19 protein-coding genes and 6 pseudogenes are annotated in these 21,551 nt (G+C 68.2%); 6 read left to right on the forward strand and 19 right to left on the reverse strand.

Going from position 1 to position 21,551, the window contains the following annotated elements; genetic code table 11:
* Window positions 1-605 precede the first annotated feature (605 nt).
* Window positions 606-1,577 (forward strand): annotated as a pseudogene (locus ABZS71_RS33530) (mobilization protein); the annotation flags it as partial.
* Window positions 1,578-1,805: 228 nt separating this feature from the next.
* Here ABZS71_RS33530 and ABZS71_RS33535 read toward each other — a convergent pair.
* The 8 genes and pseudogenes from ABZS71_RS33535 to ABZS71_RS33570 form a co-directional block, all read right to left on the reverse strand.
* Window positions 1,806-2,021 (reverse strand): hypothetical protein, encoded by a 216-nt coding sequence (locus ABZS71_RS33535; protein ID WP_356216180.1) that lies wholly within the window; start codon window positions 2,019-2,021, stop codon window positions 1,806-1,808.
* Window positions 2,022-2,252: 231 nt separating this feature from the next.
* Entirely contained in the window at window positions 2,253-2,945 is a 693-nt protein-coding gene (locus ABZS71_RS33540; RefSeq protein ID WP_356216183.1) for a restriction endonuclease, read from the reverse strand.
* A gap of 210 nt (window positions 2,946-3,155) precedes the next feature.
* Window positions 3,156-4,675 (reverse strand): annotated as a pseudogene (locus ABZS71_RS33545) (amino acid permease).
* A gap of 43 nt (window positions 4,676-4,718) precedes the next feature.
* Window positions 4,719-5,543 (reverse strand): hypothetical protein, encoded by an 825-nt coding sequence (locus tag ABZS71_RS33550; protein WP_356216186.1) that lies wholly within the window; start codon window positions 5,541-5,543, stop codon window positions 4,719-4,721.
* 168 nt (window positions 5,544-5,711) lie between these two features.
* Window positions 5,712-6,362 (reverse strand): annotated as a pseudogene (locus ABZS71_RS33555) (Sua5/YciO/YrdC/YwlC family protein).
* Between the two features lie 3 nt (window positions 6,363-6,365).
* On the reverse strand, window positions 6,366-7,130 hold the full coding sequence (locus ABZS71_RS33560) for a phytanoyl-CoA dioxygenase family protein (RefSeq protein ID WP_356216188.1): 765 nt from the start codon (window positions 7,128-7,130) through the stop codon (window positions 6,366-6,368).
* Window positions 7,114-7,953: a creatininase family protein gene (locus tag ABZS71_RS33565; protein ID WP_356216191.1), complete on the reverse strand. Its 840-nt coding sequence runs from the start codon at window positions 7,951-7,953 to the stop codon at window positions 7,114-7,116. Before ABZS71_RS33565 ends, ABZS71_RS33560 begins: the two co-directional genes overlap by 17 nt.
* Before the next feature lie 574 nt (window positions 7,954-8,527).
* Window positions 8,528-9,181, reverse strand: coding sequence for a hemolysin III family protein (locus tag ABZS71_RS33570; protein WP_356216193.1), 654 nt, complete (start codon window positions 9,179-9,181; stop codon window positions 8,528-8,530).
* A gap of 399 nt (window positions 9,182-9,580) precedes the next feature.
* On the opposite strand from ABZS71_RS33570, the gene ABZS71_RS33575 reads away from it, so the two are divergent.
* Complete coding sequence (locus tag ABZS71_RS33575) at window positions 9,581-10,099, forward strand: hypothetical protein (RefSeq protein WP_356216195.1); 519 nt, start codon at window positions 9,581-9,583, stop codon at window positions 10,097-10,099.
* Window positions 10,100-10,373: 274 nt separating this feature from the next.
* On the opposite strand, the gene ABZS71_RS33580 is transcribed toward ABZS71_RS33575, so the two are convergent.
* Both ABZS71_RS33580 and ABZS71_RS33585 read right to left on the reverse strand, forming a co-directional pair.
* A complete protein-coding gene (locus tag ABZS71_RS33580) occupies window positions 10,374-10,577 on the reverse strand; it encodes a cold-shock protein (protein WP_030052720.1) in 204 nt (67 codons plus the stop codon).
* A 243-nt stretch (window positions 10,578-10,820) separates the two neighbouring features.
* Window positions 10,821-11,148, reverse strand: a pseudogene (locus tag ABZS71_RS33585) (MerR family transcriptional regulator).
* A 1,302-nt stretch (window positions 11,149-12,450) separates the two neighbouring features.
* Here ABZS71_RS33585 and ABZS71_RS33590 point away from each other — a divergent pair.
* Both ABZS71_RS33590 and ABZS71_RS33595 read left to right on the forward strand, forming a co-directional pair.
* Window positions 12,451-12,762 (forward strand): annotated as a pseudogene (locus tag ABZS71_RS33590) (ATP-binding protein); the annotation flags it as partial.
* A 46-nt stretch (window positions 12,763-12,808) separates the two neighbouring features.
* The gene (locus ABZS71_RS33595; RefSeq protein ID WP_356216198.1) at window positions 12,809-13,168 is read left to right on the forward strand and encodes a hypothetical protein; all 360 of its coding nucleotides are present in this window, start codon (window positions 12,809-12,811) and stop codon (window positions 13,166-13,168) included.
* Window positions 13,169-13,269: 101 nt separating this feature from the next.
* Here ABZS71_RS33595 and ABZS71_RS33600 read toward each other — a convergent pair whose 3' ends face one another.
* From ABZS71_RS33600 to ABZS71_RS33635, 8 genes and pseudogenes are all read right to left on the reverse strand, one after another.
* A complete protein-coding gene (locus ABZS71_RS33600; protein ID WP_356216201.1) occupies window positions 13,270-13,578 on the reverse strand; it encodes an SCO5918 family protein in 309 nt (102 codons plus the stop codon).
* 50 nt (window positions 13,579-13,628) lie between these two features.
* Window positions 13,629-14,032, reverse strand: a pseudogene (locus ABZS71_RS33605) (CBS domain-containing protein).
* A 46-nt stretch (window positions 14,033-14,078) separates the two neighbouring features.
* Window positions 14,079-15,572, reverse strand: a complete 1,494-nt coding sequence (locus tag ABZS71_RS33610; RefSeq protein WP_356216204.1) for a DEAD/DEAH box helicase — start codon at window positions 15,570-15,572, stop codon at window positions 14,079-14,081.
* Window positions 15,573-15,917: 345 nt separating this feature from the next.
* On the reverse strand, window positions 15,918-16,121 hold the full coding sequence (locus tag ABZS71_RS33615) for a cold-shock protein (protein ID WP_356216207.1): 204 nt from the start codon (window positions 16,119-16,121) through the stop codon (window positions 15,918-15,920).
* Between the two features lie 899 nt (window positions 16,122-17,020).
* Window positions 17,021-17,446, reverse strand: coding sequence for a contact-dependent growth inhibition system immunity protein (locus ABZS71_RS33620; protein ID WP_356216210.1), 426 nt, complete (start codon window positions 17,444-17,446; stop codon window positions 17,021-17,023).
* A complete protein-coding gene (locus ABZS71_RS33625; RefSeq protein ID WP_356216213.1) occupies window positions 17,373-18,107 on the reverse strand; it encodes a transposase in 735 nt (244 codons plus the stop codon). Before ABZS71_RS33625 ends, ABZS71_RS33620 begins: the two co-directional genes overlap by 74 nt.
* 50 nt (window positions 18,108-18,157) lie before the next feature.
* On the reverse strand, window positions 18,158-18,646 hold the full coding sequence (locus ABZS71_RS33630; RefSeq protein ID WP_356216216.1) for a GNAT family N-acetyltransferase: 489 nt from the start codon (window positions 18,644-18,646) through the stop codon (window positions 18,158-18,160).
* A gap of 466 nt (window positions 18,647-19,112) precedes the next feature.
* Entirely contained in the window at window positions 19,113-19,508 is a 396-nt protein-coding gene (locus ABZS71_RS33635) for a transposase (protein WP_356216219.1), read from the reverse strand.
* A 26-nt stretch (window positions 19,509-19,534) separates the two neighbouring features.
* Here ABZS71_RS33635 and ABZS71_RS33640 point away from each other — a divergent pair, with 26 nt between their 5' ends.
* Both ABZS71_RS33640 and ABZS71_RS33645 read left to right on the forward strand, forming a co-directional pair.
* Window positions 19,535-19,714 (forward strand): hypothetical protein, encoded by a 180-nt coding sequence (locus ABZS71_RS33640; RefSeq protein WP_356216222.1) that lies wholly within the window; start codon window positions 19,535-19,537, stop codon window positions 19,712-19,714.
* A gap of 267 nt (window positions 19,715-19,981) precedes the next feature.
* Window positions 19,982-20,620, forward strand: coding sequence for a CBS domain-containing protein (locus ABZS71_RS33645; RefSeq protein ID WP_356216225.1), 639 nt, complete (start codon window positions 19,982-19,984; stop codon window positions 20,618-20,620).
* 96 nt (window positions 20,621-20,716) lie between these two features.
* Here ABZS71_RS33645 and ABZS71_RS33650 read toward each other — a convergent pair whose 3' ends face one another.
* The gene (locus tag ABZS71_RS33650) at window positions 20,717-21,388 is read right to left on the reverse strand and encodes a hypothetical protein (protein ID WP_356216228.1); all 672 of its coding nucleotides are present in this window, start codon (window positions 21,386-21,388) and stop codon (window positions 20,717-20,719) included.
* Between the last annotated feature and the right edge of the window lie 163 nt (window positions 21,389-21,551).

Below are 21,551 nucleotides of genomic sequence, written 5' to 3' on the forward strand. Positions count from 1 at the left end.
GGGCTCGCACCTGGCCCGGATGGAACTGCGCGTCGCACTTGAGGTCTGGCTGGAGCGGATCCCGGAGTTCAGCCTCCAGGACCCGTCCACGGTGGCGTGGGGCGGCACCCAGGCCCGCGGGCCGAAGGCCCTTCCCCTGCGCATCCGCTGACCGACCCGCTCCCGCTCCCGCGACCGGGCGGGAGCGGACGGAAGCGGACCTCGTCGGTCAACCCTCCCGGCCGACGCGGCGGTGCCGGCCGCTCGCCCCGGAGGTGCGGGCGATGAACGCCGCTCGCCCCTTTCCCCTCGCTCGACCCTCCGGCCCCGCCGGTCGCAGCTCGCCCGCCGTGCTCCGCGAGGCGCTTGGCCCCGGCGACGAAGCACCGCAGGTACAGGTCCGAGAGGCTCTCGATGTAGTACCGGTCCGCCAGGACCGCCCCCGCCGGGTGGACGTCCTTGGCGCTCATCCACTCGACGAGCGCGGCCGCCGAGTGCCGCACCAACCGGGGGCGGTCCGGTAGCGCGCCCGCCAAGCCGACGGTGGCCCGGTGCCACATCTGGGGGTGAAGGTCACCGATGCGCGGAACGGTCCCCCGCCGAACCGCAGCGCGAGGAGCAGCGGTTTCCCCTCCGGCGACGTGCGCGGGTACAAGGTCGCCGTAGAAGGCGACACCAACGCCGCTGGCGAGCCGATCTGGTTCTCCGGTGCCAAACTCGCCCCCGACCTGTCCTTCCCCAAGGTCCGCGAACGCCTCACCGCCATTCAGGCCCCACCCGCCACCGAGCCGGGTAGTCGGCACAGGCCCAACCCCTGGCACCGGACCACCGCCGCAGCCGAGCGCATCCCCCACCGCCTCGACCACGGCGACGACGCAGCCGCCCAAGCCCACATCGCGGCCTTCGGTGAGGCCGTCGACGTCCTGCCGCTGCTCGCTCCCAGCCATCTACGGCCACATCTGCAGCAGGCCGCCATCGCTTTCGAACGTGCCACCCGCTCCCGTGTCCGCGCCCAGCAGGATCAGGCCCGCGCCCTCCGGGGAGCCGTACGCGCCCTACGCACCACCCCGGTCACCGGCGACGGCTCCGGATTGGCCATGTTCCTCGACGTCGCCATCCTCGTCGTCATCGCCGCAGCCCGCTGGCACCAAGTCCGCCGGCACGACCAGCAGGTCGCCGCCGCCCACCAGACCCTGGTCCATCTGCAGGCCGCCTACCAGCAAGCAGCCGCCGGGCCGCTGGCCGCCCTGGCCCAGCGCGAACCACCGGCCCGCACCGTGTAACAGCACGCGCAGCGGATCCTCGCGATCGTGCCCGACCACGCCCAGCAGATCCTCAATGACCCCGCCTGGCCGGCACTGGCCGCCGTCCTGACCGAAGCGGAGAACGTCGGCCACGACCCCGAGAAGCTCCTCCAGCACGCCGCACGGCAGCGCACCCTGGACGACACCCGCTCAACCGCCAGCACCCTCACCTGGCGCATCCAACGCCTCGCCGCCCGGCAGGTTCCCGGCGCCCGAGCACGAGCCGCCCAAACCCGCACGGGCGTGACAGCACGGCTGACACAGCCTGGTCTGACGGCACCTGCGCGCCGGTGATCTCGACGCTGTCCCACGCCAAAGGGTCACCCGCATCGAACTCAGTTGGAGACAAAAACATTCAAGCGATACCGGGAGTACCGGCGCAAGGTGGACGAGGTGCCCAAGGCTCTGCAGCGCTCCCTTGCCCGTGCACCCTCTGACCAGGAGCTTGCGTCACTGCATGGTGACTACGAGCGTGCCAGGATGCTGTGAGCGGATCCCGCAACGTGCACACGGCGCACGAGATCAAGGGCTATTGGTCTGCGAAAGACTGTGGGCGAGCTGGCCCACGGCGTTGAAAACGCTTTGCCCGAAGCTCGTGGGCGCGATCAGCACGCCGAACACCAACACGATGACCACGGTCAGCTTTTCATCGAACCGGCTCCGTGCCTCCGTGCGCCGCCGGAGCCGCACGACAATGACGACAGCCAGCAGAACCGCCACGTTGATGCTCAGAATCACCTGGCCAGCCCTCCCGTACACAACACCTCTGACGTCCCGCCTTCCTGCATAGCCCGAACTCGGCGGCGCCACGTTTCCGTCACCAGCGAATGGCGACGAAGTGCCTGGTCAATGACCGGATTGGGGCGGCTGCGCCGAGCGGACAGCAGCGTCACCGCCCCCTTCGCGGCCCACGGGAGCCGACGATCCCCGACCCGTACCCTCCTCGTCCTGGCCGCCCTGCCGGACGGGTCAGGACAGGGCGGTTGGACGGCGGGGCGGAGGGATGCGGTCCAGCAGGTCCCACAGAGGGCGCGAGCCGGCCGCCCATTCGCCCAGCAGACGGCGGTCGACGAGGTGTATCCGGTGTTCCGCGCCCCAGGGGATGGCCTTGGAGGAGAAACGGCCATTGGTGAGCACTACCGCGACGTCCGCTCCGTGGATCTGCCGTGCGGTGCCGTTGACCTGCTGCAGCACACCGACGCCGACGGCGGAGCCGCGGTCTCCGTCCCGACGGTGCTTGCACTGGATGGCCCAGACGCGCCCCATGGGATCGACTGCGCGTACGTCGCAGGCGTTGTCGCTGGCACCGCCGAGCCGCTCCGCCCGGCATTCGTCCCGTCGCATCAGGTCCCGTACGGCGAACTCGAACGCACGGTGGTCCAAGGCGTCCAGCTCCGCCATCCGCAGCCGCAGAGCGCGAGCACGCACACGCTCCCACTCGGCACGCTGCCGCATCTGCTGTGCCCAGAAGCCGCCGGCCGCCGCGGCGACCACGGCAGCGAGGAGGAGGATCCACCAATGCACCAGCAGCCAGTGCACGACGGTGATCACCACCCCGATCACCACGACCCCAGCCGCCAACAGGGCCAGCTGCTCGTCCTGCTTGGAACGGCGGACCGAGCGGCGCCGTGCGGGACGCCGCGCTGGGCGACGGCCGCTCATCGGGCCGCACCCAGTTCAACCAACAGACTGGGTTCAGCAAGCCGAGCGTGCACCCTTTGTGGGTCGAAAATCGATCACCATGTGTGAAGGATTTTCGGTCAGCACGGACCGCTGACCACTCTGCCGGGAGACGGATGACCAGGTTCTTTCGGTGCCCGCTCGACACACTTCAGCCGTTTCGTGACACGGCCCGGATCCCGGACGGTCCTTTCAGCGGACCACGGCCCTTCCACCGGCGCCCTTCCGGTCCAGCGGGGAATTCCGCGGGTGTGCGGGGTTGAGGAACCACTTGCGGGCGGAAGCCAGCCACCAGGTGCCGCAGAAGGCGATGACGACGCCGACCGCAACGGGCGCGTAGTTGAAGGTGTGCGCGGTGACGGGCGAGGTCTGCGGCAGCATGACAACACGGTGATCACCAGCACCCAGGCGACGGCGATCGTGCCGACGGCGGGAGACCAGGGGCCGAGGTGCCAAGGGCCCCGCTCGTGCCGGTCGCCCTGGCGGAGCCGCAGGTAGGTCGGGATGACGTAGGCGATGTACAGGCCGATGGTCGCGATCGAGGTGACCGCCGCGTACGCGGTGGTGTTCCACAGGTAGGGCAGGCCGAGGGCGAAGGCGCCGCCGGTGGCCAGCCAGACGGCGTTGGTGGGCGTGCGCGTGGCGGGGTCGAGCTTGTGCCACGTCGTGGAGAAGGGCAGGGCGCCGTCGCGGGAGAAGGCGTAGATCATGCGGGAGTTGGCGGTGACGGACGCCATGCCGCAGAAGAGTTGGGCGATGATGACGACCAGGAGCAGCCACTTTCCGGCAGCAGCGCCGAGGGCGTCCACGAGGATCTGCGCCGGCGGCACCCCGGATCCGAGTGCGTCGGCGTAGGACTGGATGGCGTGGGTGAAGCCGAACAGCAGGACGAAGCCAGCGACGACGGAGACGAGGATCGAGCGGACGATGCCCTTGGGGCCGGCGGTGGAGGCGTCGATGGTCTCCTCGGTCATGTGGGCCGAGGCGTCGTAGCCGGTGAAGGTGTACTGCGCCATCAGCAGCCCGATCAGCACCACGTAGGCGCTGGAGGAGAACCCGGTGTTGTTGACGAAGTGACCGAAGACGAAGCCGGCCGACCGGTGGTGGTCGGGCACGAGCACCAGGGCCCCGCAGATGACGACCACACCGAGGACGTGCCACCAGATGGAGACCTCGTTGAGGAAAGCGACGATGCGAACCCCGAAGGTGTTCAGTACGCCGTGCAGGACGAGGATGATCCCGAACAGTGTGATGGTATGGCTGGACGTGACGGTGAAGCCGAACTGAGGGTCGAGCAGGGCGTTGAGGAAGGTGGCGGCGCCGAAGTCGACACCCGCGGTCACCGCTATCTGGCCCAGGGCGTTGAACCAGCCGGTGAACCACGCCCAGGCCGCGGCCGTTCTCGCGGGCGCCATGCGGTGTGCCCAGAAGTACAGGCCGGCGCTGGTCGGGTAGGAGGAGCAGACCTCGGCCATCGACAGTCCGACGAACAGTGTCATCAGGCCGACGAACAGCCAGCCCCACATGATCACGACCGGGCCGCCGGTGTTCACGCCGTAGCCGTACAGGGTCATGCAGCCGGACAGGATCGAGATGATCGTGAAACTGACGCCGAAGTTGGCCCGGCCGGACATCGAACGGGCGAGCGTCTGCTGGTAGCCGAGCTGCTTCAGGCGCTCCTCGTCGGAGACGCGGGAGACGTCAAGAGGCATGGGTGTGCCGTCCTTCGTACATCGAGGGGTGGTGTCGGGGTGGTCAGGGGTGCCGGCGGCGCGGCGGGCTGTAAGCCCAGGCCCGGTGCCGCAGGAACAGGCCTTCGGCCTGGCCGCAGTAGGACCACGGGACGTGGGTGGCGTAGGCTCCGATCGCGTCGAAGACCTCCGCCGCTTCGCTGTGGCGGTTGGCGAACGACAGCGCGTGTGCGAGGTAGTTGGCGTCGTCGGCGAAGCAGGCGTGCGGACGAGGCGCGCGGTAGCGCCACCAGCGTTCCAACACGTGGTCGATCTGCGGGCAGTCGATCCAGGGGTGGATGGTCAGCCCGTAGGCGGTCTGATCTCGCTCCTTGCGGGATCGGTGGGCCTCGGCGATCACGACCAGGGGCAGGACCGCGATAGGCAGTCCCTGAGGGGCGACGGACGCCTGCTCCTCCGCCCACCACATCGCCTCACCTGGCCTGCCGTGGTTGCGCTGGAACAGGTAGGTGGCGGCTTCGTGGTGGGCCTCACGGTTCCACGGGTCACGCTGTTCGATCTCCGCCCACACCTGCCGCAGGGTCGCCCGGTCCGGTTGGTGCGTCCGCAGCAACGCGAGCATCACCACCAAGGGCGCCACGTCGTACGGCCACACGTCCAGCGCGGTGCGGGAGGTGGCCCAGGCTTCCTCCATCAGTGACCGGCCGCCGCTCCGGCCCGCGATCATCGCGCGGAGGGCCTGTACGTTCGCGAGGAGGGCCAGTGCGTGCGGCGAGCGCGGTTCCGCCTTCGCCCAGGTGTCGGCGAACCGTAGCCGCGCTCCCGCTTCGGCGAGCACCTGGAGGCGGAAGATCCGGCGGTCCCAGTCGGCGCCGGTGGTGGCCAGCAAGTCTCGGGGGCCTTCCCACCGCCCCATCGAGGCGTCTTCGAGGACCCGTCGTAACGCGTCGTCATCTCTTGCTGGGCGCATGTCAAGAGATGACTGACCTCCGGTCGTAGGCATCATGTTGGCTCCGGTAGCCCGCTCCTGTCTGCTCAGCAGGAGGAGGCGAGGTCGTCAGGCGGTCCGGATCTCGGTGCCGAGCGCCGCCGAGACGGCCCGCTGGTGGACGAGGCCCGTTCGCACCAGCCGGGCCTCGGAGGTAAAGCAGTCGACGATGGTCAAGTGGTTCACCGCCGGGCACACTCCACCGTCGACGATGAAGTCGGGTTCCAACCCGGAGACAGCCAGGAAGGCGTGGACCTGGTCGAGGGTGATGGCCGGCCCGGGGTCGTTCGGGCCGGCGTCCCCGGAAATGTTCGCTGTCGTGGCCGCGAGAGGCACTTTCACCTTCGACGCGAGGTCCCCGAGGATGCCTGGGGCGACGGTGACCAGGGCGGGTGATCCGACTGCCGCGAACTGGGCGGCGACCTCCGGGTTCTTCCACGGCAGCAGCAGTGCGAGATCGCCGGGCCAGAAGGCCGCCGCGAGGCGCCTGGCCTCCGGGCTGAGGACGAAGCGTTCCTCGCAGGAGGCGGTGGAGGTGGCTACCTAGGCGAGGGGCTTGCCGCTCGGGCGGCGCTTGCCCGTGATGATGTCGTCGCAGGCCCGCGCGTTGCTCGCGTCGGCGCAGACCATGTACCAGCGGCGGGTGGGGACGACGACGAGACCTCCGTCTTCGATCGCCTGTGCTGCGACTTCGAGGTCCTCGGGACCGATGACACGCATGTGCTACTCCTTGTCGGCCGCAGGCTGTGGAGCTGCGGTGAGAGCCGGATAGTCGAGCAACGGGTCGCGCAGGGCTTCGAGGCGGCGGCGCGGGTGGGCCGGGTGGGAGACGCGGAAGTAGGCCATCACCCTGGGGAACGGGGTGAGGTTCCGTCCCACCGAATGCGGGACGAGGTGGTGCATGAGCAGGACGTCGCCGGGAGCGCCGAGCAGAGGGACACCGCTCGCCTGGTCGACTTCAGGGGGCACCTGCTCCGTCATGCCGAGCGACCACTGGGTCCGGAACCAGTCCGCCATGGTGTGGTGACCGCCCGGCTGGTAGTGCAGTGCTCCGTCCCGCGCGCTGCTCACGTCGGACAGGACGACCCCGACGAGGAGCGAGAAGGTGCGCAGTTCTCGCGGATCGAGGTGAGGGCAGGAGACTCCGTCCACGTGCATCGCCTTCTCGGGCTGCGCGTCGGGGAACTCGGACTCGGGTACGCGGATCTGGATCTGGGCGGTGGTGACGGGGAGGGTGTTCCCGAGCAGGTCGGTGGCGAGTTCGGCCGCGCTCGTCTCCCCGTACAGGGCGAGGACGTCGGGGTGGCTGCCGAGTTCGGGGGCAAAGGTGCGCCGACTGTAGGCCAGGATGTCGCCGGGTTTCAGGTCGCGGTACCAGGTCCCGACGAGGGAGGTGGCGCGTTGGAGGAGTGCGGGGGCTACCAGGGCGCGGCGTATGAGGACTCCGTCGCGTTTGAACGTGTCCTTCTCCTCAGGTGTGAGGGGCATAGGGCCTCCGTAAGGTCTGCGACGGCTCGTGGGGCGTGGCCGTGTCGACGCGGTCGAGTACGTGTGTGCCGGCGTCGAGCGCTGCGGCGAGGAGCTTCCGACCGGCTTCCGGGGTGGCTTTGCGCGGGTCGCCGCCGATGACACCGTCGGTGGAGAGAGCGGGGTCGTCGGAGGTCCAGGGCCAGGTGACGCCGCGGTCGAGTACGAGGTGGCCGATCGCCCGGCGTCGGCCGGGGTCCGGCAGTGTCTCGCTCGGCAGGAGGTCGAGCCGGACCCGGTCCGGGGCGATGGCGAGCATGAGGGCGGTCTCCAGCACGCCGGCGTGCACCTCGGGCAACTCGCTCTCGGTCGGAACGCGGCTGGCGGCCAGTGCGGACGGGTGGAGGACGCGGCTGGTGACGCCGTGGGAGTGTCGGAGCTGGTGGACGACCGCCTCCAGGACGCCGCGATTGCCGCCGTGCCCGTTGATGATGAGCACGGACTGGACGCGTGTGGACCGGACGTACTCGGTGACGAGCGTGATGATCAGCGTCGCGTACAGGTGGAGGTCCAGGGTGATGGTCCCCGGCGTGCGAGCGTGTTCGGGCGAGAGGCCGTAGGGAACGGCCGGCCCTACCCAGAGGTCGTGTCGGCCCGCCACGTGTGCGGCCAGGCGGTGGGCGAAGCGCTCGGCGATGACGGTGTCAGTGTCCAGGGGCAAGTGCGGGCCGTGCTGCTCGACCGATCCGAGCGGCAGGCAGAGGACGGACCGCTCGCCGAGCTCGGCCGCCGCACGAGGGGCGCTGAGCGCGGCGAACGCCCGCCTGGTGCCGCTGGTCGTCACCTCCTGCTCCGCCGCCCGAAGCGGATCAGGAACTCGTTCTCCTCCGACCGTCATGTGCCTGGACTGGCACGGTGCCGGCCACTCCCAGCGGGACGCCGATACCGGAGCCGACCTCGCCGACGCCTCCGCCCGGCGGACGGGGCGGACCGTTCCTGGGCGATGACTCGGGAACTTCTCCGGTACCCCGCTTCTGCGGGCTTGGGCAGGTGAAACGGGGTGCTCTGCCCCAGGCGACTGCGTCACCGGGGCAGGCCGAGGGGGATGAAGCCGGGACGCCAATCGTGTGCCGCTCATGGTCGAGCACATCGTGGCCTCGCCATCCCCTGATGTCTTCCGCCTCGAACACGGGTCCCCCTCCATCGCAGGTCGGTTGAAGACCGCTGTCTCGTCTTCCTCTCGCTCATCCGTCCTTACCTGCTCACGGAGCGCCGCACCCTGGAGAGCAGCCGACTTGCAGACCGGACGGCGGACGGCTTTCAAGCAGGGGGGGATGCCTCGGCGACGGCCCGGCCCGTCGCGGAGCAGCAAGCGGCAACGTGTGTGACGAGCGGCGCAAGCCCGAACGCTGTCGCGGTCAGTAGGTGGCGAGGGAGACGGCGGCGTAGTGCGCGGTGAACGCTGCCACGGTCAGGGCATGGAAAACCTCGTGATAGCCGAACCAGCGGGGCGAGGGGTCGGGCCGCTGCAGGGCATAGACGACCGCGCCCGCGCTGTACAGGAGACCGCCGACAACGATCAGGACGACTACGGCTGCTCCGCCGGTGTGCAGGAAGTCGGGAAGGTAGCTCACCGGCGTCCAGCCCAGGGCCAGGTAACACGGGGTGTACAGCCAGCGCGGAGCTCCGACCCACAGGACCCGGAACGCAATGCCGGCCAACGCTCCCGTCCAGACGATCCACAGCAGCACGGACCGCTGGTCCGGCGGGAGGAGGAGCACGGCCAGGGGGGTGCAGGTGCCGGCGATGATCAGGAAGATGTTGGCGTGGTCGAGGCGTCGCAGAAGAGCCTCGCCCAGCGGTCCCCAGGTGCCACGGTGGTAGATGGCGCTCGTCGCGAACAGCAGCCAGGCGGTGATCGAGTACACAGCGCAGGCCAGGACTGCCTGCGGAGTACGGGCCAGGCACATGAGTACGACGCCCGCGATCAATGCGGCGGGGACCATTCCGGCATGGAGCCAGCCACGCAACCTTGGCTTGATCGGTTCGGCCAGGTCGGCCGCCCGCTCCACCAGAGCAGCAACCGAGTGAGCCCTCTCCCCTGCGTTGTCGCCTTGTGCTCCGCCGGGCAGCCCGTCTTCGCGGCGTATTCCACGCGCTGAGGCGACGTGACCGTATTCAACTTCAGCGGCGTCGGGGGACACAGCTTCTCGTCCTCCCTCGGGCAACTGGGCTTCACTGGCAGCAATGCGGTAATGCTAAAAGACCTCACTCCGACAGCATTATGTGAGGTCGGTCCAGAACCCCAGAGCCACGTCGCCGGGCATGGGTTGGTTCGCCACCGTGTGAACTCCAGCCCCGTGGACACTGCCGCCGATTGGGCCTGCCCAAGCCGAGTAGATCGGCCGGTCGTGGGAACGATCAGGGCTTACGAACGGGCATCTCCGCTCGCCTACGCGCAAGGATGGCCGATGCTTCCTGAGGTCCGCTCCCACGTATCCGCTGCCCTGGCCCACCAGTTGGAACATCAATTGGCTCTGGCTTCGCGTCTCGAAGCCAGCCATCTCGATGTAAAGGGCGTCGCCGGCATCGCAGTCGTCGCAGCTGCCCACTCCGATGGCTATGCGGCCACCGGCCATCTCCTCGGGCTGCTGGCCGCACTGCCTGCCCCCACCAAGGCAGGAGAACGCTTCTGGTCGGACCTGTGGAGGTCTTCGGGCACCGCGTACCTGCTACCCGGCAACATCAAGGCTCTGGTGCTGCGCTCCCTGGCAGGAGAAGGAACCCCACTGGCCCGACAGATCCTCTCGGCCGTCGATGAGATGACCCCGCCCCAGCGCGTCGCAGCCGGGGAGGTGATCGGTCAAGTCATCGGAGAGTTGTGGCTCCGAGATCTCGAACTCACCGCCTGGCGCGTCCTGCACGCAGACCGCAGGTCGGACGATCCGGCTGGACGGAAAGCCTTCCTCGACGCCTGGACGAGCGTCTGAACGTCGGCTCCTCCAAGCTGCACGGCAGCCGCGCAGGACATGTGGCTCCCCTGCCCGACGACGCTTGCAGCGACTGAGGTCAGGAAGTTTCAAGCCGAAGTCGCAGCGGCCCCGGGCCTCCACAGATCAGGGGCCACGCAGCCATTGCCGCGCGACCCCTGATCCTGTCCGGTCCGGCACGAGGGCAGGCGCGTTCGTCCAGGTGGGCGGCAGGCCCGCACGGGCGGCGGCCACCGGACGCGGCTTGCGCGATCCCTCGGGCAGGTCTGCGAGGTCAGGCCAGGTTGATGTTCTCGGCCTGCGGACCCTTCTGGCCCTGGGTGACGTCGAACGTCACGGCCTGGCCCTCCTGGAGCTCACGAAAGCCTGTGGAGTTGATCGCGGAGTAGTGCGCGAAGACATCCGGGCCGCCGCCGTCCTGGGCGATGAAGCCGAAGCCCTTCTCCGCGTTGAACCACTTCACAGTTCCCGTAGCCATGTCTCATGCCTTCCAGTCGATGAACGCCTCCCACTCCATGTGGCAGACGGAGGTGATCGCCCTGGTCCCTGCGGCACAGCACAGCAAAACGCCCACACCAGAGGCGTGGGCAAGAGGGAATTCCGAACCACGACAGCTGACGCAGACGCTACACGCCCACACGCCGCGTCACCATAGGAAATGATCACGCCGCACACGAGACCGTGCGTGCGGTGCCCGCCGACGCTGACGGGCACGCTCATCTCATGCTGCTGCCGTTGGGTTCGCTGATTCGGCGGCGCGGCGGTATTCGGCGTTGATGCGCTGGGCTTCCTCGAGCTGGTCTTCGAGGATGACGATCCGGCAGGCGGCCTCCCCGATCGACGAGTTCCCGGGCGCGGGCGGCGATGCGCAGTTGGTAGCGGGAGTAGCGGCGGTGGCCGCCTGCGGAGCGGAGTGGGGTGATGAGGCGGGCTTCGCCGATGGCGCGGAGGAAGCCCTGTGTGGTGCCGAGCATCTCGGCGGCCCGGCCCATGGTGTAGGCGGGGTAATCGTCGTCGTCGAGACGGCCGAACGTGTCGTCTGCTGTCATTGCACCTCTCTGTGGAACGCGCGGAGGGGCCCTGGCGCCGTACTGGCACCAGGGCCCCGAAGGAACTACTACACCATCTGCCGACCCTGATACTGCACCGGCCCTCTGTTTCCGCAGACCCGACCGAGACACTGTCGGGGGCGCGGGGATCGCGGTTGCTTGACCGGAGACCACCTCACTATCGATGTCCTGCGGTACCCGGGTCCAAGACTTCCACCCGGGCGATCCTGATGGCGCTCGGCTCCTCCGTTCTTCCCTCTTGATGGTGGCCTCGAACAGCGCCACCCTTCGGCAGCCAGCCCCGTCGCCCGTCCTGCGTCTGCTCTGGCTTAGAACCCCACTGCCGAACCTCCCGGTGCGCGCGCCCGCAGCCGACGCCTTCACCGAGGTACTGCTCACTGAGTTCACTGCTGGGTACTGCGAACTTTCACTTACGGGTCCTGCCACTGCGGTACTGCTCACGGCGGCCCCTGATCACTGCGGGCCACCCGGTCCGGTCGTCAGTCCCGTCGCCGTTCTGCAACCGCTCTGGCTTCGGAACTCCACCACCGCACCGTCCTGCGAACTGCAACTGCGGTACTGCTGCCCGGCAGTTCATCTCTGCCGCGCCTCGCTCGATCTCGGCTACGAGAGAAACCATAACCACACCACGACCCAATGTCTACTCCGGCTGACATAGATTTCCGTGCGCTCGAAGATGAGGTAATCCGCCTCGACTGGTCCATGGATGGTTCAAGCAGCTCCGAGGCTCCGTCCGGCGCTCACAGTGACCCACCGCCGCGCAGCACGTCGGGCTGAGCGTGACGTCGCCGACTGCGCCGCAGCTACCGTCGGCGGGCACCGGCCAACACTGCGTCTCGCGCAGAACACCACCGACCGGGACGGACGCTTCCAGCCGTGACGCCCCGCAGGTCGGCCGGTTGACGGGCGCGGCACGGGGGTCTGCGCCGCCCTCGACGATCCCGGGATGATCGAGCAGCTCGTGGAAGTGTGCACGCGGGTGCCGCGATCCGCGGGTCGACGCTCCTGCTGCCACCTCAGTGCCTTGACGAGGATCTGCTTCCTCGTCCCGCGGTCACTCTCTCGTGCTCGCCCAGCCGGTGGCATCGCCGCGAATGGGCCGCTTGCTCGAACCGGCACGGCCCCCGACTCGAGCAGACCGTGGGCCGCCGAGACACGGGCTCACGGCAGCAGGTGCCGTCATGCGTCGACTGTGCTCCTCAGTCCCCTTCAGGCAAGCACTTGGCTCTGCGGGGTTGGCGAGTGGAGGAGCGAGGCACAGGGGTTGGGTACGCACGGGCCCTCGAAGGTTTGCGGCAGCCGGCCGTGGCCCCTGACGCAGCGGACACTGTTGTCTTGGTCGTGTCCGAGCTCGTCACCAATGTCCTGCGCCATGGCGGGGGCCGCTGCACACTGGAACTGACTGCGCACCCCGACGCCATCGAGGTGGCCGTCCACGACGGCAGTCGGCATGCGCCGCGCATGCGCACCCCTGACCTGAACGGCGGCACCGGGGGTTTCGGCTGGCCCATGGTCAACCGCCTCGCCCACACCACGACGGTCACCCGCCGGGCCTCCGGCGGCAAGACCGTGAGCGCCTGCCTTGCCTGGTAGCGTCACCGCTCAAGCAGCCGGATGGTCCGCGAATATGGTCCGCCTCATGTCGCAGCCTGACGAGCTGCTCGTTGACGTCGCCGCCCTGGTGGAGTCCGACCAGAGCAATCAGATGTCCCTGACCGTGGTCACCGGTGGCGCTGTCATCACCGGTCGACTGGCTCTCGCAGCCACGCGGAGGCAGAGAGTGTCGGATGTGCTGACGGATTCCGCCCGCTTGGGCGAGTTCGCCGCCGTCTTCGACTCCCCCGCGAAGAAGGACGGGCCGCCCACGCATCTGCACTTCCATGTCGCCCGGATCCTGCAGGGCACGCTGGGGATCCCGGAGACGGGTGGGATGTACCGGGTTGCGATCGAGGACGTCAGCGCCTGGACCGTGGGCGACTTCAGCTATTCCGACCACTGAGCGACGGCGACGGGAACCCGCTGCACGCAGTGTGGGCCCGACCGGCGTACCGGTCGGGCCCACACTGCTGGTCAGATGTCGGCTCGTGCCTGTTTACCCGGTCAGACCGCCACGGGGGTGCCGAGCATCGCGGAGGCGTGCTGCAGCGAGCCGTGGATGCCCAGAGGCGCCGCTTTGGGGAGGGCGCGGCAGGTGAAGCCGAGCTGAGTCATGGCCCGGAGGACTTCGGCGGCGCTGAAGTCACGGCGGTCCTGGCGGGTGATGACTTGGCCGACTTGCTTGACGGGGTAGTGGCGGCGGCCGATGATCACCGATTCTCCGGTGACCGGTTCGGGCTTGATGCCCTTCATCGATTCCAGCACTCCGCCCTTGGTGAGCTCAAAGGGGAAGCGGGCGATGACGCAGCGCATGTGGCCTCACAGGGAGAAGGGAAGAACGGTCCGACCAGGGGCGAGGCGTTTCAGCGGGAGAGGGCGAGGATGCCCGGGGCGCTGCCTTGCTCGTCTACGACTCGCAGAGCACCGAGCCGACGGGAGCGCATCGCGTGCTCGGCTTCGCCATCGTGGTCACGGGTGAGGTGAACGATCCGTGGTCGCCGAGGTTGTCGCGCAGGCGGACGCGGTCCGTGTGAGCGCCGCTGTCGCTGACGGCGGTGAGGTCGGTTCGGGTCACCAGGCCGATGCGCTGGTCGTCCTGGTCGCAGACGACCAGTCGGCCCGTGCGTGCGGCGGCCATGACGGCCAGCGCCACCTCGACGCTCATGTCGTCACAGACCTGCGGTCCGGCTGCGTCCATGACCTCCACCGCCGTCCTGTGCACGGGGTTGGCGTCCGCCGAGCGGGGCTGCATCTGAATCAGCGTCAAAAGGTGTCTCCTGCAGATATGGGTCGACTTCCCGATCACGAAGGTTCTAGGCCACCGCGTCGAGGACGGGCTGGCGTACGGGGGCGCGCCGGGTCGCCGAGGAAGGGCGGCGTCGGCCTCGGGAGGAGGCGCTGCGCTTGGGGCGTTCGACCACCGGTGCGGTGATGACGACCGGGATGCCGGACGGGGCCTGGGCGCCGGTGATCCGGCTCAGGGCCTCGTCTCCCGAGCGGATCTGGGTGGTCTGCGGCCGGATTCCGGCGTCCGACATGAGGCGGACCATGCCGCGGCGCTGGTTCGGTGTGACGAGCGTGACGACGCTGCCGGACTCGCCGGCGCGGGCGGTACGGCCGCCGCGGTGGAGGTAGTCCTTGTGGTCGGTCGGCGGATCGACGTTGACGACCAGGTCGAGGTTGTCGACGTGGATGCCGCGCGCCGCGACATTGGTTGCCACCAGCACGGTGACGTGCCCCGTCTTGAACTGCGCCAGCGTGCGGGTGCGTTGCGGCTGCGACTTGCCGCCGTGCAGGGCGGCGGCGCGTACCCCGCTGTTGAGCAGGTCCTGGGTCAGCCGGTCGACGGCGTGCTTGGTGTCCAGGAACATGATCACGCGGCCGTCGCGGGCGGCGATCTCGGTCGTGGCGGTGTGCTTGTCGGCGCCATGGACGTGCAGGACGTGGTGCTCCATCGTCGTGACCGCACCGGCCGACGGGTCGACCGAATGCACGACGGGGTCGGTCAGATAGCGGCGAACCAGCAGGTCGACGTTACGGTCCAAGGTGGCGGAGAACAGCATCCGCTGCCCCTCCGGACGCACCTGGTCGAGCAACGCGGTGACCTGCGGCATGAAACCCATGTCGGCCATCTGGTCGGCCTCGTCCAGCACCGTGATGCCCACGTGGTTCAGCCTGCAGTCGCCACGGTCGATGAGGTCCTTGAGCCGTCCGGGCGTCGCGACGACGACCTCGGCCCCGCCGCGCAGCGCGCCGGCCTGCCGGCCGATCGACATCCCGCCCACCACCGTGGCCAGCCGCAGCCTGACGGAACGGGCGTACGGTGTGAGCGCGTCGGTCACCTGCTGCGCCAGCTCACGCGTCGGTACGAGGATCAGCCCCAGGGGCTGGCGGGGCTCAGCACGCTGTCCAGCGGTACGGGCGAGCAGGGCGAGGCCGAAGGCGAGGGTCTTGCCCGAACCGGTGCGCCCGCGGCCCAGTACGTCACGGCCCGCCAGGGAGTTCGGCAGCGTCGCTCCCTGGATCGGGAACGGTGCGGTCACACGCTGCTTGCCGAGTTCGGTCAGCAGGTGCTCGGGCATGTCGAGATCGGCGAAGCCCTCAACGGGGGGCAGCGCGGGGGTGATCGTCCTGGGCAGCGCGAACTCACCTTGCACTGCGGCTGGCCGGCGGCCGTAACCGCCGGAACGGGCAGGGCCGCCGGAACGGCGCGGTGCCTGCGAGCCCATGCGACTGCCGCCCTTTCCGGCGTCGACACTGCCGTGACGGGAGCGGTCGAAGCGGTCGTTCGTGCGTGTGCGGTTCATGCGGAACCTTCCTCGATGTGGCACATATCAAGGAATTCCCGCAGCAATGAGCGGCATGGAGAATTACAAGTATGGACCGGTGGCAAAAGAAAACAGATTTGGGCCGGCGGAAATATCCGGGGGCACAGGTGCTGAAATGGGTGACGCGATGGGGACGTAAGATCCGGGCATCGGCTGCGGCGCAGCTCTTCAGGACGCTCCTGCATCACTGACGGAGGAGCCGCGCGGGGTGAGACTGCGGATTCCTCCGAGTCGTCCCGCAGGTGAAACCGCTGCGGGGGATGCGTGTAGCTGGGGCCCGCACCCCGAAGGATGCGGGCCCCAGCTACAAAATGTGCGTCAGCGTCAGGCCGCAACGATGTTCTCGGCCGTCGGGCCCTTCTGGCCCTGCGCGATGTCGAAGGTTACCTTCTGGCCTTCGAGCAGCTCACGGAAGCCCTGCGCGGCAATGTTCGAGTAGTGGGCGAACACGTCAGCGCCGCCACCGTCCTGCTCGATGAAGCCGAAGCCCTTTTCCGCGTTGAACCACTTCACGGTACCAGCAGCCATGTCACATCTCCTTTGGGGCAGTACATCGGAATCCGCACTGCGCGGACGCCGTGTCGCCGCGATGATTACCCCGCCCGGAAATGACCGGAAATACAAAAGCGCTCCCAACCGACAGAACTGGGTGGGACACTTGAAGTTTCGGGAACCACAACTGCAACTGAGATCGACAGTAGCACACTGGAACGGCCCGTGCACATTACGCAATTCCGCTCTGCTCATTGCGGCAAAAACTCTCACTACACGGTCCGCCAAAGTCTCACTTCGCGAGCACAGATATTAATCCACTCGGAGTGCTACGTTTCAGGAAGAGCGGTCTCACAAAGTGCAACCCTGACCGCCAGGGGGCGACGGTACGCGGCTGTCCGTAAGACGTCTTCGAAAGGCGTCCAGCAGCTCGGACCGACGTCCTGGTGGCCGGACCCCGGGGTGCGACTACTCCCGTTGACCGCCTGCGGATCTGCGCCAGCGGTGGGTTGCCACACCGGGCTGGCGAATGAGCTCCCACCGCCGCACGCCCGCTTGAGGACCAGCTCGCCGAGAACGCGCCTGGGCGGCGGTGACGTCTTGGGACAGTGATCAACGAAACCGATGCCCTGGACCGGCTTCGCGCTCTCCCGAACCCTGGCTACCAGCGCTTCCCCCCTCCCTGCGAGCAGCACCAGACCACCAGAGCCGTGGAACCCGGCGCACACCCGACGCGACAGCCGGGTCATCAACCTGCCCGGACTCCGAAAGCATCCATAACTCGCACCACCGTCATCGCACGGAAGCCCCTGTCGCCGGGGGCTCGCAGGAAGGCGGACTGCATCATGCCACGAGAGCCGGAACCTCCCAGGGCACATCGCTTTTCATGGCAGCCTTCGACGCCGGGCGGGCTGTAGCCCCAAGATCCAATCAGGTCAGAGACGCGGTGCGGGCTCCCCGACGAAGCGGGCAAGCTCCCCTGCGGCACCGCGTGGCAGGCCGGCGACCGCCGTCTCCGGCAATGAGGTGATGACTTTCCGCAGCCGCGCGCCAAGCTCTGGCAGCAGGGCCCAGGCCGAGGCAGGGGCGCTGACGGCGGCGAGCAGCAGGTCGCCCTCGTAGAAGTAGGCGTCGAGCAGCGGCTCCTCGATCAGCAAGCGCACGGCGAGTGCAAGGACGTGGGGCAGTGCCACCTGCTGTGAAATGAGGGTGCGCAGGTCTGCGGGACCGAGTTCGCCCAAGGGTACACACCGCAGCTCATGCACTGTGCGCACCAAACGGGTCGCATCAGCGGCAGGAGGTGCCCAGCGGGGTGGGTCCAGCTCGTCGAGCGTGCGGTCGAGATGCAGCAGATGGTCCATGCGATTCATTCTCACCAGACCGCTGCGTACCCTCAGGCCGGATCAGGTGGAATACCTCGCGTGCCACGTATCGCTTGAGGCAGCGGACGATTTCCCGTCGCGTCTTGCCTTCCGCCGTGCGCCGTTGAAAGTAGTCCCGGGTGCGGGGGTCGAACCGGAGCCGCGCGTACACGATCCGATGCAGCGCCGCGTTGGCCTGCCGGTCTCCCCCGCGGTTGAGCCGCCAGCATCGCTCCCGCCCTGAGGAGTGCTCGATGGGGCTGACCCCGCACAGCGCCGCGAACGACGCCTCGCTGTCAAGGCGTTCCGGATTGTCGCCCATCGTGATCAGCAAGGTGGCAGCGCTGTCCGGTCCGATCCCCACAGGTGCCAGCAATTGCGGGAAGTGATGCTCCATGAGCCGGGCCAAGCGCCGGCTGAGGACACGGATCTGCACGGTCAGTTGTTCGATGCGCTGGGCCAGCAAGGACAGTGTGATGCGGGTGGCCTGGAGCACGTCCTGCCCGGCACTGTCATCCTCCTCGATGCCGCCGAAGCCCGCGCAGGTACGGAACAGCGCGGTGTTGCCCAGCCCCGCCAACTCCTCCCGCACCACGGGTCCCCCCGCCAGGGCAGAGACGACGGCACACACGGAGCGCGCGGCGTCCAGCGGCTCCTGCATGCCGGCCACCATGCAGGCGAAGCCGGTGCCCTGCGAACCGGCACACCGCGTCATTCCGAAGGAATGCGAAACTCGAATTCGGGACGGTCCCACGGCACGGCAGGCGGGTTCGCGAGCGCGGTCCCGATCCGCACTGCATCGGCGCGGTGGTAGAAGTCCTCGGCGGGAAGATGCGACACGACCTTGACACGGTCGAGCCCGGCGGCACGGGCCTCGGACTGCATGTGCGCGACGAGCAGTCGTCCAATACCCCGTCCTTGCGCTTCGTCAGCGACGAACAGCAGGTCGAGCTCCGGTGGAGCGAGGACCAGCGAGTAGAACCCGAGGACCCGGCCTCCATGCTCGTCAGCGCCGACGGCTACGAAGGCGCGGTTGGCCTCGATGTAATCAGGACCGACCCGGTAGCCCGCGACTGCGGCTGCGAACTTACCCTCGTAGGCGCCTGAGCCACGCACGAGCCGCGTGAGCCGTTTGGCATCCCGCGCGACGGCCCTCCGTATCGTGATCGGCTGGCTGATCGGGGAAGTGCGTGAGCTCATCGGGAGAGTATTTCGCACCGGAGAGTGCCTTCGTGCGGCGGGTCGGCTGCTCGGGCAGGCGTTCCTGCACCGCTCCCGGGTACCGCTCGCCCAGGCCCCGATCGACCACGTCACTGCCGCCGAATGGGTCGCCCGCCAGCAGCAACTGGACGCCCGAACCGCTGCGGAGGAGCCGACACCACGTGAGACCCCCCAACTTCGGACATGGAGATGTTGGCAGGCTCGCCCGGCCATGAACAGGCCGCGCACGGGATCCCCATGCGCCCTTCCCCGCGCTCCGCGCAGCCCCGAGGGGACAGGCTGTGCCGCAATAGCCCTCACAGGCGTTGGACTTTGTGAGAGCGAAGGAAACGACCTGGTTGGTCGCGAAGAGTTCCCGGGTCGCATGCTGCGCATCGGCCGTAAGACGGGTGTCGCCGCCGCGTCCTTGCTTAGTGGTCGGCGCCGTAAATCCTTCGGGGGTTGTTCACGCTGCCGGTGCGACAGAGGATTCTTCGTGGTGATCGGCGGTGTGCCGGTCGAGCCTGGCCAGCAGATCGTCCAGGTCGGAGGTGGTGAACCTCCACTGGAACGGCTGTGCCGTGGCGTTGTAGCGGTCTTCGAAGGCTCGGAGCCGGTCCCTGACCTCGGTGAGGTCGGTGAAGTCGTTGGGCGAGAGGGCCTTGCGCTGGACGGCAGAGAAGTAGATCTCGACTTGGTTGAGCCAGGAGGTGTGCACGGGGGTGTGGACCATGACCGTGTTCGAGAACGCCGCGGTGAGCCGGTCGGCCGCCTTCTGACCGCGATGGGAGGAGCCGTTGTCGACGATCCAGAACACGCGCTTGGCGCTTGCGTAGGCGACCGCCTTGGCGGCATCCTCCACGAATACAAACATGCCGCGTGATTTGCATGGACAAGGTATTCGGCAAGCGCACCCTCTTCCAAGTGCCTGTGGCTGACATCGCCCACCTCACCGGACTGAACCTAGGACCGCTACCGTCCGCTGACCGCCTCCCGATCGGGGTGCGCACCGCACGCCAATGGACACTCCTGGAGTCCTACGACGACATCACCGTGCACGCCTCATGAGCCGGACAAGCGACTCCGCATAAGGCACCCGTCTCGGACAGCGTTGCCAGCATCTACCGCGCACTCGGCCGCACTCCTGGCCGTAGGACCGCCGGCCTTCCCCGTCAGGCCGAACGTCACTGGTCGCCGGAGCGGCGCGGTGCTGTCATGGGTAGGGAAGACGGCGTGGACGAGCCAGCAGGGCCACGGAGGCCGGCGCGCCGCGCGTGGTCCGCCCGGGCGGACCGACCGCGGCCGCCCCGTCGCGAAGCGGAGGAGGCCGATGCCATGCTGCGCCGCCGCACGGTCGGTGACGTGATGACCGAGGAAGTCGTCACCCTCCGTCCCAACACACCGTTCCAGGAAGTCGCCGCCCTGCTGGACGCGAACGACATTGCCGCGGCCCCGGTCGTCGACGACAACGGCGTCCCCGTCGGCGTGGTGTCCGCGTCCGACGTGCTGCGGCACGAGACCGGCATGCCCGATCCGCAGGGGCAGGAGGGGAACGACGAGCGCGCCTGGGGCAAGGCCCGGGCCCGGGTCGCGGGCGCGCTCATGAGCAGCCCCGTCTTCACCGCCCGCGCCGACTGGACGATCCCCCGGGCCGCGCGGGAACTCCGCAGGCGGCACGTCAAGCAGCTGCCGGTGATCGGTGACGACGGGCTCCTCACCGGCATCGTCAGCCGCAGCGACCTGCTCGACGCCTTCATCCGCTCCGACGTCGAGATCCGCGGCGAGGTCGAGCAGGACGTCCTGGGACGCATCCTCGGCATGGACGAGGGCACCGTCGCGGTCGAGGTCCGTGACGGGGACGTCACCCTTCGGGGCCACGTCCCGGAACCGCGTCTCATCCCGGTGGTCGTGGGCCTCTGCCAGGGCGTCGACGGTGTCGTCACCGTGGACGCCCACCTCGCCGCCGCGGGCTAGGTGTTCTGCCCCGGGAGTCCGGCCGCAGCAGCGGCAGGCCAGCCACCAGGTGCAGCCGAGCAGATCCCGGCACGCCGGCGCAGATCGGTGGCGCCCTCAAGCGCCCATCTCAGTCCCCTCTGATGCGTGCCCCGGCTCCCGGACCAGAGCGACTGGATAGAAAGTGGTCTTCCAGGCCAACGTGGCCTTGGGTAGTTCCTCCCAAAACGCAGTGGGAACCTTCTTGCAGTCCCCCGCCGGCAATGGAACCTCGTTGACCATGGCGCGGATCAGATGGATGAGCTTCACCTTGCCTGCGGTTAGCAGCTGAATTTGAACGCCGTCCTGAGTGTCTACTCGAACTGAGTACCCATTCTGCTTAAACCGAATACCGATGATCACTCCCTTAATCTTCGTAGGGGGTTCGTCGCAACCTCTTCTGACCTCCTTGCCGCTGGGAGTGCAGATGATTTCCCAGCAGCGTCCCTGGGCATCCGTGTATTCGGACGGCATGCAGGGCTCTGGAGGCTCCGGCGGCTCTGGAGGTTCTACTTCGTCGGTGATGCAGCTGTCCCACCATTCGAACCAGCCCTCGGGGTCGTCGTACGAGCTGGGCGCATTCCACCCGCCACACGCCGGGTCACGTCTGTTCCAGGCCACGGCTTCTGCCTTCTCTTTGAGACGTCTTTGGCTTCCAGGGGACACTCCCAAGGTGCACTCGGCAACTCCTACTACTCCGGCTAAGAGAGTTCTGTACAGCAACAGGTGTGATGGAAGGGCACTTGCCATTCCCCGAGTGGTGGCGCCCGGCCAGCCGCGCCACGGCGCTGCCAGACGAGGTCTTTGCTAGAGCTCTTGGGCTAGATGAATGAGTCCAAGGGTTCGCCTGCGGACATGGCACGAGGGCGCCCAATGTCAATGTGTGACGAAAGACCTGGACACCCTCGCAACG

It is taken from the genome of Streptomyces sp. NPDC005393 (genome assembly GCF_040606675.1).
Taxonomy (GTDB): domain Bacteria; phylum Actinomycetota; class Actinomycetes; order Streptomycetales; family Streptomycetaceae; genus Streptomyces.